12 protein-coding genes and 2 riboswitches are annotated in these 16,542 nt (G+C 68.6%); all 12 genes read right to left on the bottom strand.

The features are described from left to right. Positions 1-227: 227 nt before the first annotated feature. The 12 genes from MFF13_RS17505 to MFF13_RS17450 all read right to left on the bottom strand — a co-directional run bounded on the left by MFF13_RS17505 (position 228) and on the right by MFF13_RS17450 (position 16,464). On the bottom strand, positions 228-866 hold the full coding sequence (locus tag MFF13_RS17505) for a 2,3-bisphosphoglycerate-dependent phosphoglycerate mutase (RefSeq protein WP_056278302.1): 639 nt from the start codon (positions 864-866) through the stop codon (positions 228-230). Between the two features lie 289 nt (positions 867-1,155). After that, positions 1,156-2,337 carry an acetyltransferase domain-containing protein gene (locus tag MFF13_RS17500; RefSeq protein ID WP_238185432.1) on the bottom strand — a complete coding sequence of 394 codons (1,182 nt, stop codon included), beginning with the start codon at positions 2,335-2,337 and terminating at the stop codon, positions 1,156-1,158. After that, the gene (locus MFF13_RS17495; RefSeq protein ID WP_238272595.1) at positions 2,337-4,445 is read right to left on the bottom strand and encodes a TonB-dependent siderophore receptor; all 2,109 of its coding nucleotides are present in this window, start codon (positions 4,443-4,445) and stop codon (positions 2,337-2,339) included. Before MFF13_RS17495 ends, MFF13_RS17500 begins: the two co-directional genes overlap by 1 nt. 110 nt (positions 4,446-4,555) lie before the next feature. Continuing rightward, positions 4,556-4,754, bottom strand: a riboswitch (cobalamin riboswitch). Between the two features lie 96 nt (positions 4,755-4,850). Continuing rightward, positions 4,851-5,345 carry an AAA family ATPase gene (locus tag MFF13_RS17490; RefSeq protein WP_238272594.1) on the bottom strand — a complete coding sequence of 165 codons (495 nt, stop codon included), beginning with the start codon at positions 5,343-5,345 and terminating at the stop codon, positions 4,851-4,853. Between the two features lie 50 nt (positions 5,346-5,395). Beyond that, entirely contained in the window at positions 5,396-6,358 is a 963-nt protein-coding gene (locus MFF13_RS17485) for a DUF6925 family protein (RefSeq protein WP_238272593.1), read from the bottom strand. Beyond that, complete coding sequence (locus tag MFF13_RS17480; protein ID WP_238272592.1) at positions 6,339-7,151, bottom strand: ABC transporter ATP-binding protein; 813 nt, start codon at positions 7,149-7,151, stop codon at positions 6,339-6,341. The genes MFF13_RS17485 and MFF13_RS17480 overlap by 20 nt, the downstream gene beginning before the upstream one ends. Then, positions 7,148-8,182 carry a FecCD family ABC transporter permease gene (locus MFF13_RS17475; protein WP_238272591.1) on the bottom strand — a complete coding sequence of 345 codons (1,035 nt, stop codon included), beginning with the start codon at positions 8,180-8,182 and terminating at the stop codon, positions 7,148-7,150. The genes MFF13_RS17480 and MFF13_RS17475 overlap by 4 nt, the downstream gene beginning before the upstream one ends. Next, positions 8,179-8,964 carry an ABC transporter substrate-binding protein gene (locus tag MFF13_RS17470; RefSeq protein WP_238181297.1) on the bottom strand — a complete coding sequence of 262 codons (786 nt, stop codon included), beginning with the start codon at positions 8,962-8,964 and terminating at the stop codon, positions 8,179-8,181. The genes MFF13_RS17475 and MFF13_RS17470 overlap by 4 nt, the downstream gene beginning before the upstream one ends. 83 nt (positions 8,965-9,047) lie before the next feature. Continuing rightward, entirely contained in the window at positions 9,048-11,000 is a 1,953-nt protein-coding gene (locus MFF13_RS17465; RefSeq protein ID WP_238181296.1) for a TonB-dependent receptor plug domain-containing protein, read from the bottom strand. A 148-nt stretch (positions 11,001-11,148) separates the two neighbouring features. Continuing rightward, positions 11,149-11,360: riboswitch (cobalamin riboswitch) on the bottom strand. A 51-nt stretch (positions 11,361-11,411) separates the two neighbouring features. Continuing rightward, positions 11,412-14,570, bottom strand: coding sequence for an efflux RND transporter permease subunit (locus MFF13_RS17460; RefSeq protein ID WP_147708269.1), 3,159 nt, complete (start codon positions 14,568-14,570; stop codon positions 11,412-11,414). Next, positions 14,567-16,072, bottom strand: a complete 1,506-nt coding sequence (locus MFF13_RS17455) for an efflux RND transporter periplasmic adaptor subunit (RefSeq protein WP_147708268.1) — start codon at positions 16,070-16,072, stop codon at positions 14,567-14,569. The genes MFF13_RS17460 and MFF13_RS17455 overlap by 4 nt, the downstream gene beginning before the upstream one ends. Then, positions 16,069-16,464, bottom strand: a complete 396-nt coding sequence (locus MFF13_RS17450; protein WP_056220820.1) for a FixH family protein — start codon at positions 16,462-16,464, stop codon at positions 16,069-16,071. Before MFF13_RS17450 ends, MFF13_RS17455 begins: the two co-directional genes overlap by 4 nt. Positions 16,465-16,542 lie beyond the last annotated feature (78 nt).

Here is a 16,542-nt window from a genome sequence, read left to right as displayed (position 1 = left end):
CCCAGTCCCGGAAGGATGGCTCTCGTGCCGGCCAAGGCACGCATTGACCGAGCGTGGGAGAAAAGTCTGGGCGCGGACATGGGTGGCTCCGATGTGATGCCGGAGAATCCCATGTTCTTTTCATTCACTCCAACGGAATGATTAGATGCTTCCCATCACTGAAATAGATGAAATAAGTGCCCCTTCGCAGATCACGGAGACCCATTGTGAGAGGCCGACAGGCGGATTCACCCGTCGATCCAGTGGGCCTTGATCGTCGTGTCCGCGGCAAGCTCATAGATCCTGACGGAGCCCGTCGCGAGTTCGAGGTGCTCGACCTCCGCCGGGCTGAGGTCTTCGAGCGCCATCACAAGGGCCCGCAGGCAATTGCCGTAGGCGACGACGAGCACGTCTCCGCCCATGACCGCCGGCTGGATGGTTCGGAGGTAGCATGGCACGATACGGGAGACGGTATCGCGCAGGCTCTCACCGTTCGGCGGCGCCTCTGCGTAGGAGCGGCGCCAGGTCTCGATCCGCTCCGCCCCCCAGCGCGCATCGGCGGCGATCTTGTCGAGCCCGCTGAGGTCCCCGTAGTCTCGCTCGTCGAGCGCGGCGAAGCTTTGGGGGACCAATCCGGGTTGCCCGAGCGCATCGAGGATAAGCCGGCCGCTCACGACGGCCCGCGTTAGCGTCGAGGTGAAGGCAGCGGAAAAGCGCCAGTTGCACTCTGCCAAACGCCGGCCGGCTGCCTCGGCTTCCCTCCGGCCCTGCTCGGTCAAGGGCGAGTCCAGCAATCCCGTGAACAGGCCGGATCGGTTGGCTACGCTCTGGCCATGCCGGACCAGCACGAGATGTCGCGTGACCGGGGCTTTGCAATCGTGAATCACCCTGTCTCCCGAGGCAGAGCACTTTCGTGCTGGTCGCATCGCCTCTGATGATGTCGGCATCCGACTTTAACGAACTTCGACCCTGCGATGGGTTGGACCGTCCATCCGGAGACGGCGGGTCATCCTAGGTCCGCTTATGAACGTCTTGCGACTGAAAGCAGCCAAGCTGCTTCCCACCCAACCCGGTCGTTGACCTCTGCCTCAACAGGCCGGGAGCGGACCTTCCGAGGGTCGGCAAGGGGCCGGGCGTGGGCCCAGGGAACGGGCTCCATCCGTCAGATTTCATCCACTAGAGATACCTGAGCCAGGCGATCTCGCGTCGGGATGCCTTGAAGCGCGAGAACCAAGCCGTCGGCCAGTAGAGGGGCACGACCAGGCCGACGTACCAGGCCAGCACCCAGCCATAGCTCGCAACGCCGAACACCGTGCCCTGCGTCGGGCCCCAGATGGCGACGGCGCCATGGTACAGGAGCCGCAGAATCGTGAGGTGGAGCAGGTAGAAGAACAACGGCGCTCCGCCGAACACCGCCAGGGCCGAGACGACCGGGGCGTCGCGCATCCGTTCAAGGGCAACCAGGAGCAGCGCCCCGATCCCGAGCGTCAGCAGCAGGAACAACAACGAGGGGGGATACTTCGTCAGCGAGACGAAGCTCAACGTGGTTCGAAGCGCGTCGCCCTCGACGACGAACCAGGGCTTGTCGCCGTAGCCGTTCGCCAGACGCAGGACCATGAAAGCGACGAGCATCCCGCAGCTAAGGGCCAGAAACCGGCGCTCGCGGGTTTGCGCCACTACGGTGGGCAGGAACCACGGGCCGATTGCGTAGCCGAGCACGATCACGCCGATCCACGGGAGCACCGGATAGGTCGTCTTGGCGACCAGCCCGAACGGCAACGCGATGACGTCGCGCTGGTGCAGCATCGCCCAGACCGCGAAGAACGGTTGGTCAGGCTGGAGGTGGATCGGGTCGAGGAGGTTGTGGCCGCAGACGACCAGCAGCCCCACCGTGAACAGGATCGGACGTGGCAAGCCGACCAGCACCGCGAGGACGATCATGCAGACGCCGATGCACCAGATGACCTGCAGCCAGAGCGTCGGGCTGGCCACGCCCCAGTACAGTTCCGACAGGTAGAGGACCTCAAGCGCCATCAGCACGAGCCCACGCTTCAGCAGGTAGGCCCGCGTCTCCGCCAGCGTGTGCCGGGTGCCGAACAGGTACGCAGCCACGCCGGTCAACGCGATGAAGATGGGTGCGCACAGGCTGACGAGGAGGCGGGCCAGGGCCACGGCCGGCAGGGCGGTTCGGGCGTCGACCGGGTCGGCCACGGGTACGTGCAGGAACCAGGTCTCGCGCAGGTGATCGAGAAGCATCAGCACCATCACCAGCCCGCGTAGGGCATCGATGGAGGCGATGCGGCCGGACAGGAGCGATAGACTGGTCGATGCCTCCGGCGGCTCCGGACGCTCGCCCATCAGAACCGTGCCGTCATGCTGACGGTGACCCGCCGCGGCTCACCGACGCCGACCCAGAAGGTGTTGTAGGAGCGCTCGTAGTAGGTCTCGTCGAAAATGTTGTCGACGTTGAGCCCGAAGCGCAGGTTCTCGTAGCGGTAGTAGGCCAGCGCGTCCGTCAGGACGTACCCCGGCAAGCGGAAGCTCTCGACGCCGCTGTCGCCGAGCCGGGAGCCGACCGCTCGGAACCCACCGCCGATCCCAAAACCCTTCCAGTCGCCGGCCTGAACCTCGTAGATCCCGAGCAGCGAGCCGCTATGACGTGGAATGTTGAGGAGCGGTGATCCGACCCTCAGCACCTCGTCGCGGGTGACCGCCGCGTCGATGAAGGCGTATCCGCCAATCACCCGGAACTCGGGCGTGACCTGCCCAACCAGGCTGACGTCGAAGCCCTGGCTGCGCACCGCCCCGGCGGCGATCTGGAAGAAGAAGTCTGCCGGGTCGGTGGTGAGTACGTTCTCCTTCTCGATGTGGAAGGCGGCGGCCGTCACGCTGAGGCCGTCGAACAGGTCGAGCTTGGCTCCGACCTCGTAGGCGAAGCCCGTCTCCGGAGCGAAGGGCCGGGAGGCGCTGTCGAAGCCGGTGTTGGGGCGGAACGAGGCGGCGACGTTGCCGTAGAGCGCCAGGAACGACAGCGGCTGGTAGACGAGCCCGGCACGCGGCGAGAACCCGGTGCGGTCCTGCTCGGTCCGCTCGTTCGCGACCTTGTCGCGGAAGGTCTGGTTGTAGAAGTCGGTGCGGTTGCCCAGCAGCAGCTTCCATTCCGGGCTGAGGGCGATCTGGTCCTGAAGGTAGACCGCTGTGTTGCCGACGTTCTCGCTGGCGCTGTAGCGGCGCGTGAACGGAGGCTTGGCCTGCCCGTAGACGGGGTTGAACAGGTCGATGGCGAAGGGGTCGAGGCGCGGGGTCGAGCGCAGGAGGTTCTCGGTGCTGTTGTAGCGCTCGTGCTCCAGGCCGAGCAGCAAGGTGTGGGCGATGGGCCCGGTCTCGAAGCGCCCGACGAGTTCGGCCTGGCCGATGGCAACGCCCCAAGTGAAGTCGTGCCGGCGGAACTCGCGCAGGAGCGTGCGCCCGTCGTCGAGGATCCCGGTCGCGCCGGTCTGCAGGCCGGTGAGGCTACCGGTGTTGAGGTGCGTGGCGACCCGCAAATGCCAGTCGGTGTTGAAGGCGTGCTCCAACCGCACCTGCAGCAGCGCGCTCTCAGACACGGAATCGTCGCCCGGCTCGCCGAAGAAGCGCGAGCGCGGGACGAGACCGAGGCGATTGTTCACCGCGACGGTGCCTCGGTCGAAGGTCTGGCGGTTGCGCAGGTACTGCACCTCGAAGGTGATCTTGGTGTCGGGCGTGACCTGCCAGCTCACCACGGGCGCCAAGAGCACCCGGTCGCCGTCGACGAAATCGCGAAAGCTGTCCTGGCGGGCGACCGCGCCGTTGAAGCGATAGAGGACGCTGCCGTCCTCGCTCAGCGCACCGCCCGCATCGACCGTGGTGCGGGCGGTGCCGAAGCTGCCGAACAGCGTGCCCATCTCGACGAAGGGTCGCGCTACGGGCTGCTTGGTCAGGATGTTGACCGTGCCCCCCGGATCGCTGCGGCCGTAGAGGGCTCCGGCCGGGCCCTTCAGGACCTCAATAGACTGGACGTTCTGGGTGTCGGGGGCGCCGTTGTAGCCGCGGGCGATGTTGAAGCCATTGAAGAAGATGTCCTGGGTCGCAAATCCCCGAACGGAGTAGAGGGCGAGGTTCTGAGCGCCAAAATCGTTCTGCTTTCCGACCCCGGGCACGTAGTCGAGCGCGCGCTCGACGCGGGTCGCGGCTGTGTCAATCAGGACTTCCCGGGGGATTACGTCGACCTGCTGCGGCAGGTCGAGGCGGGGCGTGATCGTCTTGGTGCCGCTGTAGAGCTCCGGCACCCGGTAGGTCGGCGTGGCGGTGAGGGTCCCCTCGACCGAGAGCGCATCGAGCACCACGGCGGTCTCGCTAGAGGGCGCCCCTTGCGCGGCGACGGCGGCGGGGATCGCGCAGGACAGGGCCAGCACGGACATCAGCGGGATGGACGGTGAACGGGACACGTTGATGGGCCTCGGGCGACGGCAGTGGCACGTCACCGCGAACGAGGCCGAACCACGCGCAACGCGCATGCTTCCGCACCCGCCGGGGCACCCCGCCCAGCGTGTCTCGCGTGTGACCACGACTGACGGCAGGTCTCCTGGCTCGCGGGTCACTGCCCTTCACCGTCTTCCCGAGCGAGGCCGCTCAGTGACGTCGGTGGCGAAGGGCTCGCCGCTTACAGTTGCGGGGGCAGCCGCGGCGTTGAGGCTACCCCCGCACCGCGTTCCCTTTTGATCCTCCGGGGAGGAACCGTCACGGCCGAGCTAACATGCCGACGCCCATGCCCGTCAACGGACCAAGTGCAATGCACGAGGGGTTATGCCCTGCCGGCAACACCTGGGAAGACGGATCGCGCACTCCGTCCGTCAGGTCAGGACCTCGACCTGCTGCGGCGGCAAGCTACGCCACCACGCGTCCGGGGATTGGAAAACCTCGTAGGTGAACCGGAGGACCTCATCCGGCTGGCGATGCGACGGGTCCACGCGACCGCGCTCCGCGTTGCGGGCCTTCAGGACCTCCCACGGCACGTCGAACACCTTCCACGCCACGGTGAGCCCGTGTCGGGCGACGATCCCGAGTTCGCGCTCGAACACGGGTCTGGTGAGATGTGTGTCCGCCATCACCACGCTGAAGCCGCTCGTCAGGGCGGCATCCAGGGCTGCTTCCTTGACCCGGTGCAGGAGGTCCCGGGCCGCATCGTCATGTGAGCCCTGCCTGAGTTCCCAGTAGACCTGCCGGTGCGGCGGCCAGAGGGTCTGCCGGAAGTCGTCGAGGGTGAGGTGAACCCAGCCGGCGAGAGGGTCGAAGCGGCGGGCGTAGGTCGTCTTCCCCGCGCCCGGGCAGCCGATCAGGCCGATCACCCTCTGCGGTGCCCCCGGACGATTCCTGCCGGGCACCGTCCGGGTCACGGTCAGGCCGTCGCCTCCGCATCCTCGTCGTCGCTCGCCGAGCCCTCGATGATCTCGCCCCGTAGGTAACGAGCCTGGGCCTCGGCGACCCGGCGTGCGCCCTGGGCGTGGCGGGTCGACACCGTGCCGCCGGGCGCCTCGGGCCCGCCGCGCTTGATGGCCACGAGTTCCGGATCACCCCAATGGTCGAGCATCGCCTGGAACGCTTCGTAGCGGCCGGCATCGAAGGCAATGCGGTCGCCCATCATGTCCTTGTAGGGGTGCGCCGGGTGCAGGCCTCCGCAGGGGACCCAGCCCGCCGGGATCGGCGTCGTGGCGGCATGGGTCCGACCGCTGCGCAGGAGCTTTGGCAGTACGTGCGTGTGCGGACCCTCGGGGCTGGTGCCGCCGGACCCGGGGATCGGGGCATAGACCTCGACGCGACCGACCCGCGCCAGGAACACCCGGTGCGGGCTCATGGCGACGAGGTGCGGCCCGATGGGGTTGGCGTGGTCGAACAACGGCATGCCGACGCCGGCCCGCAGCCGCTCGACGGCCTCCGGATCGCGCACCCGCACACAGGCATCCACGGCGAGCAGGCCGAGGCCGAGGTCAAACAGGATGCCGTCGCGATCCTCGACCCGGGCGGCGTTTCGGTCGGGCCCGAGCTCCGTCACCACGGTCCTGCGGTTCATCGCGCAGGTCGCCTCCGGCAAGCAAAGCGCGATGGCGTGGTTCCAGCCCGAGGCGACCGCTGTCTCGTAGGCGACGGGCCGCAGGTCGGAACTTGGCGTCAGGGCGATGGCCCCGCGCGCGGTCGCAAGTCCCAGGCGATCGTCGGGGAGGGCCAGGACAGGCTCGTCGGGATCGCGCATGAACTCGGCAATGGCACCGAAGCTGCCGAGGCTCCAGGCCGTGCCCGGATCGGCCAGTGCCTCGCGCAGGAGGGCTACGACAGCATCAGGGCTATTTGGGGAAGGCTGCATCGATCTCCTCCGTATAGGGCCCCGAACGGTTCCAGGGCAGGATGTAGGGGGTTCCGTCCGGTCCAGCCCCACGGCAAACTGTGACGCCGAAGACGTCCGAAAGTAGCCGGTCGGTCAACGCAACGTCCGGGTGTCCATCGGCGGCGACACGTCCCTCGCCCAGGACCACGATCCGGTCGCAGAACCGTGCGGCGAGGGTCAGATCGTGCAGGACGGCGACGACGCCGGTGCCGGCCAGGGCCGCGCTCCGCAACAGCGTCATGGCGTCGAGCTGGTGGGCAGGGTCGAGAGCGGTGATCGGTTCGTCGGCCAACAACCACTCCGCTTCGACGGCGAGCGCCCGCGCCAGCAGCACGCGCATCCGCTCGCCCGAGGACAGGGTCGGTTCGGTCCGCTCGGCGAAGCGCGCGACATCGGTCCGTGCCATCGCCCGGTTTATGGCGGCGTGATCGGCGCCATCGAGGCCACCGAACGCGCGTCGATGCGGTAGCCTGCCAAGGGCGACGAGGTCACGCACCTGCATTGGCCAACCGGACCCCGTGCCCTGGAACAGCACCGCGATACGTTTGGCGCGCGCGTCGCGGGAGATGCCCTTGAGTGGCATACCGTCGAGATTTACGCGGCCCTTGGTCTGGGCGACCAAGCCCGCGAGGGTGCGCAGGAGGGTGGTCTTGCCGGCACCGTTCGGGCCGACGAGGCCAACGAGGGCCCCGCGTTCCAGCGACAGGGTGACGTCCGACAGGATGGCACGGCCGCCGAGGCGGACATCGAGGGCTGCGGTCGCGAGGCTCATGCGCCGCGTCCTCGCTCACGCAGGAGGAGCACGAGCAGGAACGGTGCCCCGACGAGCGCAGTCACCACACCGAGCTTGAGTTCCGGGCGCGTCGCCAGGAGACGAACGCCCAAGTCCGCGGCAAGCACGAGGGCGGCCCCGGCGAGGCCACTCGGCCACAGGCTGGCACCAGGGCGTGCGCCGACCAACGGTCGCACGAGGTGGGGCACCACGAGGCCGACGAAGCCGATGGCGCCGCTGACGGCGACGCCGCTGCCCACGGCCAGCGCCGCGCCCGTCACGAGGCGCAGGCGGACCGAGACCAGATGGAAGCCGAGGCTCGCGGCCGTGTCCTCGCCCAGCGTCAGGGCATCGAGCGCGCGAGCCGTGGACAGCATCAGGCCCCAGCCGACCGCCATCAACGGCAGGCATAGCCAGACATGGTCCATGCTGCGGTCCGCGAGCGACCCCATCAGCCAGAACACGATCTCCAGGGCCGCGTAGGGATTGGGCGAGAGGTTGAGCGCCAGCGCCGTCATGGCGCCGGCGAGGCTCGACAGGGCGACACCGGCGAGGATCAATCCCAGCGTGGTGCCTCCCCTTGCGGCAACGAGGTTCAGGGCGAGCGCCGCCACCGCGGCGCCGGCGATCCCGCCGAGCGGGAGGGCGAGGCTGAGGGAGGCCGCGAACCCGCCGTAGAACACAACCACGGCCCCGAGGGCCGCAGCCGAGGAGATGCCGAGGATGCCGGGATCGGCGAGCGGGTTGCGCAGGTAGCCCTGCATCGCCGCCCCGGTCAGCCCGAGGCTGAAGCCGACGAGGCCCCCGAGGAGGGCACGGGGCAGGCGTAGCTCCCAGAGGACGAGGGCAGGCAGTGTCGCGCGTCCTGCGAGGAGGTCACCGGCCGCCGCCGTTACGTCGAATGGGGCGTACCCGACCGCGATGGACGCCAGCGTCAAAACGAGAACCAGCAGGCCAAGGAGCCCGACGATGCCGCGTGGTCCGACGACCGCGCGTTCGATCCGGGTAGGAGGTTGAATGGGTGCGTTCATGGCACTGCCCGTTCGCGTGCGGCGGCGGCGAGTAAGGCCACGACCTCGGCGACCTGCGGACCTGGACAGGTCCAGAGCCGGTTCGGAATCGAGACGGTACGCCCCTGCCGGCGCAGCGCGTCGAGGACGGGATGATGCAGCAGGGCATCGGCCAGCGACGGCGCGCCGGGCTCCCCCTCGTCGAGGACGATGAGGTCGGCGTCGGCCAAGGCCGCCGCTTCCAGCGGGACCTGGCCGAAGCGGTCGCGACCGAGTTCCGCCGCAACGTTGACGAGGCCGGCGGCGCGGATGATCGCATCGCCAAGGCTGCCGGGTGCCACCGTGAAGGCGTTCGGACGCATCACAAGGGCCCGCAAGGGTTTGGCCGCCGGCATCACCTCGGCCAGCCGAGCGTCGAGGTCCGCGACCATCGCCTCGCCGCGCGCCGGGTGCCCGAGGGCCGCGGCGACGGTCCGGATCTGGGCCCGCACCCCCTCGAAGTCGTTGGGTACGCCGAGTTCGAGAAGGGGGAAGCCGACGCGCTTGAGCAGGCCCACCGTGGTCCGCGTCGTGAAGGCACCGGCAACGACGAGGTCGGGCCGGAGGGCGACGATCTCCTCCGACAGGCCGCGTGTCACTGCGATGCCCGTCGCCTCCCGCGCGACGGTCGAGCCGCGTGGGTCATGGGCGAGGTAGGTCACGGCGGCGACCTGATCGCGGTCGGCAAGCCGAAGGACGAGCTCGTCCGCGCAGAGGTTCATCGAGACGACGTGCCGGGGTCCCCCGGATGCCGGGGCGGCCATCCCAGCGGCAATCGACCAGATTTGGCTGACCGCCAGCATCGCCGTTAGGACCGCGAAGCCGGACCGTCGTGCCATCGGCGGTCTCAAAACGCGGTCAGGCGGACGCCGCCGTACACGGCGAGGCCTGCCCCGAGGAAGCCGGTGGGGTTCTCGTAGCGGCGGTCGAATAGGTTATCGACCCGCCCAAACACGCTCACCGTCTCGCTGACGTCGTAGTTCACCGCGAAGTTGACCAGGGTAAAGCCCGGGTTCTTGAGCCGGGCCACCGAGAAGTCGCGGTTGCCGTCGACGAAGTGGCCGAGCACGATCACGGTCCCGCTGACGGTCAGGCCCGGGAGGGGGGTCCAAAAGGCTGTCGCGCTGCCCTTGTGGCGGGGCCGTCGCAGGAGCTCCTGGTTGGTGATCTCGTTCTTGGTCACCGTGTTGGTGTAGTCGACCCGGCCCGTAAGGGTATCGGAGAACCGGACAGCGACGAAGGCTTCCGCCCCGTACGATTCGGCCCGGCCGACGTTCTCGTTCGAGGTGAACGTCGCGTTCGAGGTGATGAGGTTCTTGAAGTCGTTGGCGTAGTAAGTCGCGCCGACGAGGACGCGGTCCCCCAGGGGCTGCTCGATGCCGGCGTCGTAGCCGAGGCTCTCCTCAGGCCTGAGGTTCGGGTTGGCGAAGAAGTTCGAGGCCGGGAAGCTCTGGAACAGCTGGCTCAGGGTCGGCGCCTTGAAGCCGGTGCCGACGCTACCTTTGATCCGGGTCTCGGTGAAGGGCAGAATGTAGCTCGGCGCGACGCGGAAAGTGGTGGCCGGCCCGAACGCGTCGTTCTCGTCGTGGCGGATGTTGGCCACGAACGCCGCCCGCTCGAAGGGCGTTAGCTGCACCTCCCCGTAGCCGGCCGTGTTGCCGTTCCTCGCCCGCAGGTTGCCGGCCCCGAACGGGCTCGGGTCGGTGGTCGACAGGCTCTCGTCGTCACGCTGCGCTCCGAACAGGATCAGATTGCCGGGCGAGAGCTGGTAGTCCCCGCGGTACTCGTAGCGCGTGCGCTCGCCCAGGCCCGTTGTCGCGTCCGGCGTGGCAAGGGGGTCTAGGGGGCCCTGCTGTCTGTTGAACAGGTTCGAGTAGTTGATGGCGAAGAGGTTGTGGAAGCCGGCGAACGGCGTCCATTCGGCCTCGTTGCGGGTGAAGACCTGCTGCACGTCGGCGGCACTCCGGAACGCCGCCGGGAAGGCCGGGAAGGTGCTGAAGTCGGTGCCGGTGAACAGGAGGCGGGAATTGATGAAGCGCGTCACCGAGTTGATGCGGAAGGTGTCGGTGAACTGGTAGCCGAACTTCGCCGAGACGGTCTCGTTGTCGTAAAAATTCGGATGGATCGCCCGGCCGAGCGGGACGAGGTTCGGCGGCGTCACCGGCGTCGCGGCCGCACGGAAGTGCTGGATCGAGACCGAATAGTCGAAGCCGTCCTCCGACCCGCTGATCCTGCCGCTTTGGTTGAAGGTACCGAACGAGCCGCCCTCGATCCGCGCGGTGGCCCTGGCCGGTCCCTCGCCACGCTTCGTCGTGAAGGAGACCGCGCCTCCAATGGCGTCGCTGCCATAGAGGCCGCTCTGGGGACCCCTGAGCACCTCGATGCGGGAGAGGTCGTCGGTCAGGAGTTGCCCGAAGTCGAAGGAGCCGTTCGGGTTCGACGGGTCGGTCGCGTCGATGCCGTCGATGAGCACCTTCACGTGGTTCGAGTTCGAGCCGCGAATGAACACCGAGGTCTGACCGCCCGGGCCGCCGGTCTGCACGACGTTGAGGCCCGGTACCTGCTGGAGGGCATCCGGGACGGTGCGGCGCTGCTGGGCCTCCAGGGTGGCGGCGGTGAGCACGGTGACGCTTGATCCGACCTGGTCGACGGGCGTCGGCACGCCGGTGGCGGAGACGGAAAGCTCGGAGAGCGTGACGGCCGCCTCGGCCCCGCGCGGGACATCGGCGAAGGGGGCGGCGGCCTGTTGCGCGAGCACGGGACCGGAAAGGGCGGCGCAGGCGAGCGCGAGCGTGCGCAAGCACGCGGTTCGGGAAGGAAAGGACACGGGACAAGCCTCGGGCGACGTCTGTGGCACGTCACCGCGAACGAGGCCTGGGCGCTTGCCTGCCGTTAGGGCAGCCGGGCGCCTCGACACCCATCAGGACACCCCGCCCGATGCGTTTCGCGTGTGACCACGACTGACGGCAGGTCTCCTGGCTCGCGGGTCACCGCCCTCTCATCGTCTTCCCAGGCCCGAAGACCCAGTGACGTGTTGATGATGGGCTCGCCGCTTACAGTTGCGGGGGCAGCCGCGGCTTCGGGAAGGCCCTTTCGGACCTCATCCTCACCGCGTTCCCTTTTGATCCTCCGGGGAGGAACCGTCGGACATACAGGACCTGAGGGAATGGCCCAGCGTCAATGTCGCTTCGGGGTTTTCCGCCCTGTGTGTTCATAACGTTACAAGTCGGGCCTCGGGGTCGATGGCATTCGGTTCGGACCGCGGCAGTCCCCAGCCCTTCACCAGGCCGTAGACCGCAGGGATTACCACGAGGGTCAGGACGGTCGACGAGACCATGCCGCCGATCATGGGGACCGCGATCCGCTGCATAACCTCAGAGCCCGATCCGGTGCTCCACAGGATCGGCAGGAGCCCGGCCATGATGGCGACCACCGTCATCATCTTCGGACGCACCCGCTCCACCGCGCCGATCATGATGGCCCTCCGCAGGTCGGCACGGGTGAGTGCCCGTCCGGCGCGGTCGCATCCGGCCCGGATCTCGGCCAGCGCATGATCGAGGTAGACCAGCATGATCACCCCGGTCTCGGCCGCGACGCCTGCCAGTGCTATGAAGCCGACGGCCACCGCCACCGACAGGTTGAAGCCCATCCACCACATCAGCCAGACCCCGCCGACGAGCGCGAACGGCAGCGACAGCATCACGATCAGGGTCTCGGTCAGTCGACGGAAGTTGAGGTACAGCAGCAGGAACACGATCAGCAGCGTCAGCGGCACCACGACCTTGAGCCGGGCCGTCGCCCGGTCGAGGTACTCGACCTGACCGCTCCACTGCACGAGGGTACCCTGCGGCAGGCTCACCTCTTTGGCGACCGCCGCCCGCGCCTCGGCGACGTAGCCCCCGAGGTCGCGACCGGCGACGTCGACGTAGATGAAGACCGCGAGTTGCCCGTTCTCGGTCCGGATCTGGGTCGGGCCACGGTTCAACTGAACCTTGGCGACCTCACCGAGCGGTACCGTGCCCCCACCCGGGATCGGCACCTGAACCTCGGAGGCGATGGAGCGCGGGTCGGAGCGGAAGGCGCGCGGGTAGCGTACGTTGACGGTGTAGCGCTCGCGGCCCTCGACGGTGTTGGTGACGCTCTCGCCGCCGAGCGCCATCCCGATCACGTCCTGCACGTCGCCGACGGTCAGCCCGTACCGGCCCAGCGCCTCGCGGTCGGGGGTGATGTCGAGGAAGTAGCCGCCCTGCACCCGTTCGGCGTAGGCGCTCGACGTGCCCGGCACCGCCTTCACCACCGCCTCGACCTGGCGGGCGACCTTCTCCATCTCGGAAAGGTCCGTCCCCAGCACCTTGATCCCGACCGGCGTACGGATGCCGGTCGAGAGCATGTCGATGCGGGCGCGGATCGGCTGGGTCCAGGCATTCGAGACCCCGGGGAACTGGAGCGCGGCGTCCATCTCGGCCTTCAGGCTCGCCGTCGTGACCCCGGGTCGCCACTCCGCCTTCGGCTTCAGGTTGACGATGGTCTCGAACATCTCGGACGGCGCCGGGTCGGTCGCGGTGTTGGCCCGACCGGCCTTGCCGTAGACCGAGGCGACCTCGGGGAACGACTTGATGATCCTGTCCTGGGTGGCGAGCAGGTCCCCGGCCTTGGTCACCGAGATGCCCGGCAGCGTGGTCGGCATGTACATCAAGGTGCCCTCGTCGAGGTCGGGCATGAACTCGGAGCCGAGCCGGCTCGCCGGCCATGCCGTCGCCGCCAGGACGACGAGGGCCAACAGGATGGTGAGCACCCGCGCCCGCAGGACGCCTGCGATGAGCGGTCGGTAGATCCAGATCAGGAGTCTGTTCACCGGATTGCGGTGCTCCGGAATGATCCGGCCCCGGACGAATAAAGCCATCAACGCCGGGACGAGTGTCAGGGACAGCACCGCCGCCGCGGCCATGGCGAAGGTCTTGGTGAAGGCCAGCGGACCGAACAGGCGGCCCTCCTGGCTCTCTAGCGTGAAGATCGGCAGGAAGCTCACGGTGATGATGAGGAGCGAGAAGAACAGCGACGGCCCGACCTCGCTTGCGGCCTCGATCAGGATCTCGACCCGGCGCTTGCCGGGGTCCGCCCGCTCCAGGTGCTTGTGGGCGTTCTCGATCATCACGATGGCGGCGTCGATCATGGCGCCCACCGCGATGGCGATGCCGCCCAGGCTCATGATGTTGGCCCCGAGCCCGAGGGCCTTCATGCCCGCGAACGCCATGAGGATGCCGACCGGCAGCATCAGGATCGCCACCAGCGCGCTGCGGACGTGGAGCAGGAACACGACGCAGACGAGGGCTACGATGACGCTTTCCTCGATCAGCGTGCCCTTGAGGGTCTCGATGGCCGCCTCGATGAGGTGCGAGCGGTCGTAGACCGGAAGGATCTCCGTGCCCTCGGGCAGGCTGGCGGCGACATCGGAAAGCCGGGCCTTCACGTTCTCGATGACGTTCAGGGCGTTGGCACCGAACCGTTGCAGGACGATCCCGCCGGCGACCTCGCCGTCGCCGTTCATCTCGGTGATCCCGCGGCGCTCGTCGGGACCGAGCTCGACCCGAGCCACGTCCTTCACCCGCAGGGGTGTGCCCGCCTCCGTCCTCAGGACGATGCTCTCGATGTCGGCGACGCTCTTGAGGTAGCCGCGGCCACGGACGACGAACTCGAACTCGGAGAGCTCGACGGTACGGCCGCCGACGTCGGCGTTGCTCGACCGGATCGCCTCCCGGAGCTTGGACAGGGTGATGCCCTGTGCCCGCAACCGGTTCGGATCGACGACCACGTTGTACTGCTTCACGAAGCCGCCGACGCCGGCGACCTCCGCCACGCCCTCGGCCCGCGACGCCCCGAAGCGGACGACCCAGTCCTGCAGCGACCGGAGCTCGGCCAGCGTGCGCTCCTTGGCGACCACGACGTACTGGTAGACCCAGCCGACCCCGGTCGCGTCGGGTCCCAGGGTCGGGGTGACGCCGGCCGGCAGGCGTTTGGCCACGGTGTTCAGGTATTCGAGCACCCGGCTCCGGGCCCAGTACGGGTCGGTGCCGTCCTCGAAGATGACGTAGACGAACGACACCCCGAAGAACGAGAAGCCGCGCACGACTTTCGACCGGGGCACCGTCAGCATCGCGGTGGTCAGGGGGTAGGTGACCTGGTCCTCGATGACCTGGGGCGCCTGCCCGGGGTACTCGGTGTAGACGATGGTCTGGACGTCCGAGAGGTCCGGGATCGCGTCGAGCGGCAGGGTCCTCAGGGCGTAGAGCCCGGCTCCCACCGCGAAGACGGTCCCGATCAGCACCAGCACCAGATTCCGGGCCGACCAGGCGATGAGGCGGGCGATCATGGCGCCTTCCCCTCGGCGGCGGCCTGCGGCCCGGGATCGGGCTTGGGTTCCGAGAGCCCCTGCAGCGCCGCCTTCAGGTTGCTCTCGGCATCGATGAGGAAGTTGGCCGAGGTCACCACGCGGTCGCCGGCGACGATGCCGTCGCGGATCTCGACGTAGCCGTCGCCGCGGGTGCCGAGCCTGACCGGCCGCGGTTCGAAGCGACCCTCTCCCCTGTCCAGCAGGACGATCTGCCTGGTGCCGGTGTCGATGACCGCGTCGTCGGGCACCGCCACCACCGGCCTGTCGCTGCCGGTGGCGATCGTCACGTCGGCGAACATCCCCGGGCGCAGGTCGCCGTTCGGGTTGGGCAGCTCGATGCGCAGGCGGGCGGTCCGGGTCCCCATGGCGAGGTGCGGGTAGATCCGGGTCACCGCGCCGGTGAAGACGCGGTCCGGGAACGTCCGGGCGCGCACGGTCGCCGTCTGGCCCTCCGCCACGGCAGCCAGGTCGCGTTCGGTGACGTCGGCCAGGACCCAGACCCTGGAATGGTCGACGAGCTTGAACAGGGTGTCGCCGGACTTGGCGCGCATGCCGTCCGAGACGTTGCGCTCGACCACGACCCCGTCGCGGGGCGCCGACCACGTGATGGTGGAGGGCACCTTCCTGGTGCGCTCGATCTCGTCGATGACCTCGGGTGGGATGCCGAGGTTCTCCAGGCGGCGCCGGGCGCCCTCGTAGCCGATGCCGGTGAGGTACTGCGCGGCGGCCGCGTTCATCTCCGGCGAGAATAGGCGCAGGAGTGGCTGACCCTTGCGGACGTGGTCGCCGGTGGTGACGGCCTCAACCTTCTCGATGAACGCGTCGGTGCGCATCGCGATGACCGAGATCCGGCGCTCGTCCTCCTCGATGGCGCCCGGCGCGCGCACAGGCATCGACAGGACGCGTCGCTCGACGACCGCCGTCCGGACCCCGGTGCGCTGGAGCTTGCCGGGCGAGATTTTTACGGTGCCGTCGTCGGTGTCCTCCCCCTCGTAGACGGGGAGGTAGTCCATCCCCATCGAGTCCTTCTTGCGGGTCGGCGAGGTGTCCGGCAGGCCCATCGGGTTGCGGTAGAACCGCACCTTGCGGGCGCTCGCGGGCATCGTGGCCTGACCCATGGCCATGTCGCCGTGCCCGGCGTCGGGCATCGCCTCCGCCTCGTCGGGTTCGTCGAAGCGCACGTCCTCGCTGGCGCGGACGGCGCGAAAGTCGCGACCGTCCGCCGTGCGCCTCAGCTCGGAGGCGTAGTCCGGCTTCCCGTCCGGGTCCTGATAGTAGACGACCGGTCCCGTCGCCTTCGCCGCGTCCGATGCCTGTATCGGGGAAGCCGGCCGGGGCGTGCCCGGCAGCCAATGGGCGAACCCGGTCCGCGCCTGCTGGACGAGCGCCGGCACGGGGCTGCCCTCATGCCCCGCGCCAAATCCCAAAACCCCCGCCGCCAGCGCGGCGAGGGTCCCGGCGGCCCATGCCGTCCGGCTCACTTGGTGGCCTTGAACACCAGCTTGTTCTCGACGGTGCCGGTCTCACCCTGGACCTTGGCCCCGAGCGAGAGGCGCCAGCCACCGGCCATCGTCAGCTTCGCCTTGAACCGGTAGAGGCCCGGCTCCGGCGACGGCAGCTGCTCGATCTTCGAGGTCATCTCCTCCATGCTGTCGGGCGCCATGTCGATGCGCTTGGCGAAGATGACGGCGTTCGGCACGGGCTTGGACGTGCGCTTGTCGACGAGGCGGACATCGAGGATGGCCTCCCCCTGCTTGGCCTCGTCCTTTACCAGTTGGAACTCGTAGTCCTTGGTGTCGGCCCGGGCCGCGGCGGTCAGGGCGAGGCCGAGCAGCGCAGCCGTCAGGGCGCGCGAAAACGATGTCTTGGACACGGTCGTTGATCTCCTGAAAATGATGTGACCCGGGCCTTCAGGCGCGCGGGATCGACCGGCGCAGGCGCCGGCGGCATC

It is taken from the genome of Methylobacterium cerastii (genome assembly GCF_022179125.1).
Classification (GTDB): Bacteria; Pseudomonadota; Alphaproteobacteria; order Rhizobiales; family Beijerinckiaceae; genus Methylobacterium; species Methylobacterium cerastii.
The sequence above is the reverse complement of the archived record's forward strand: the minus strand, read 5'-3'. Positions and strand labels throughout refer to the sequence as shown.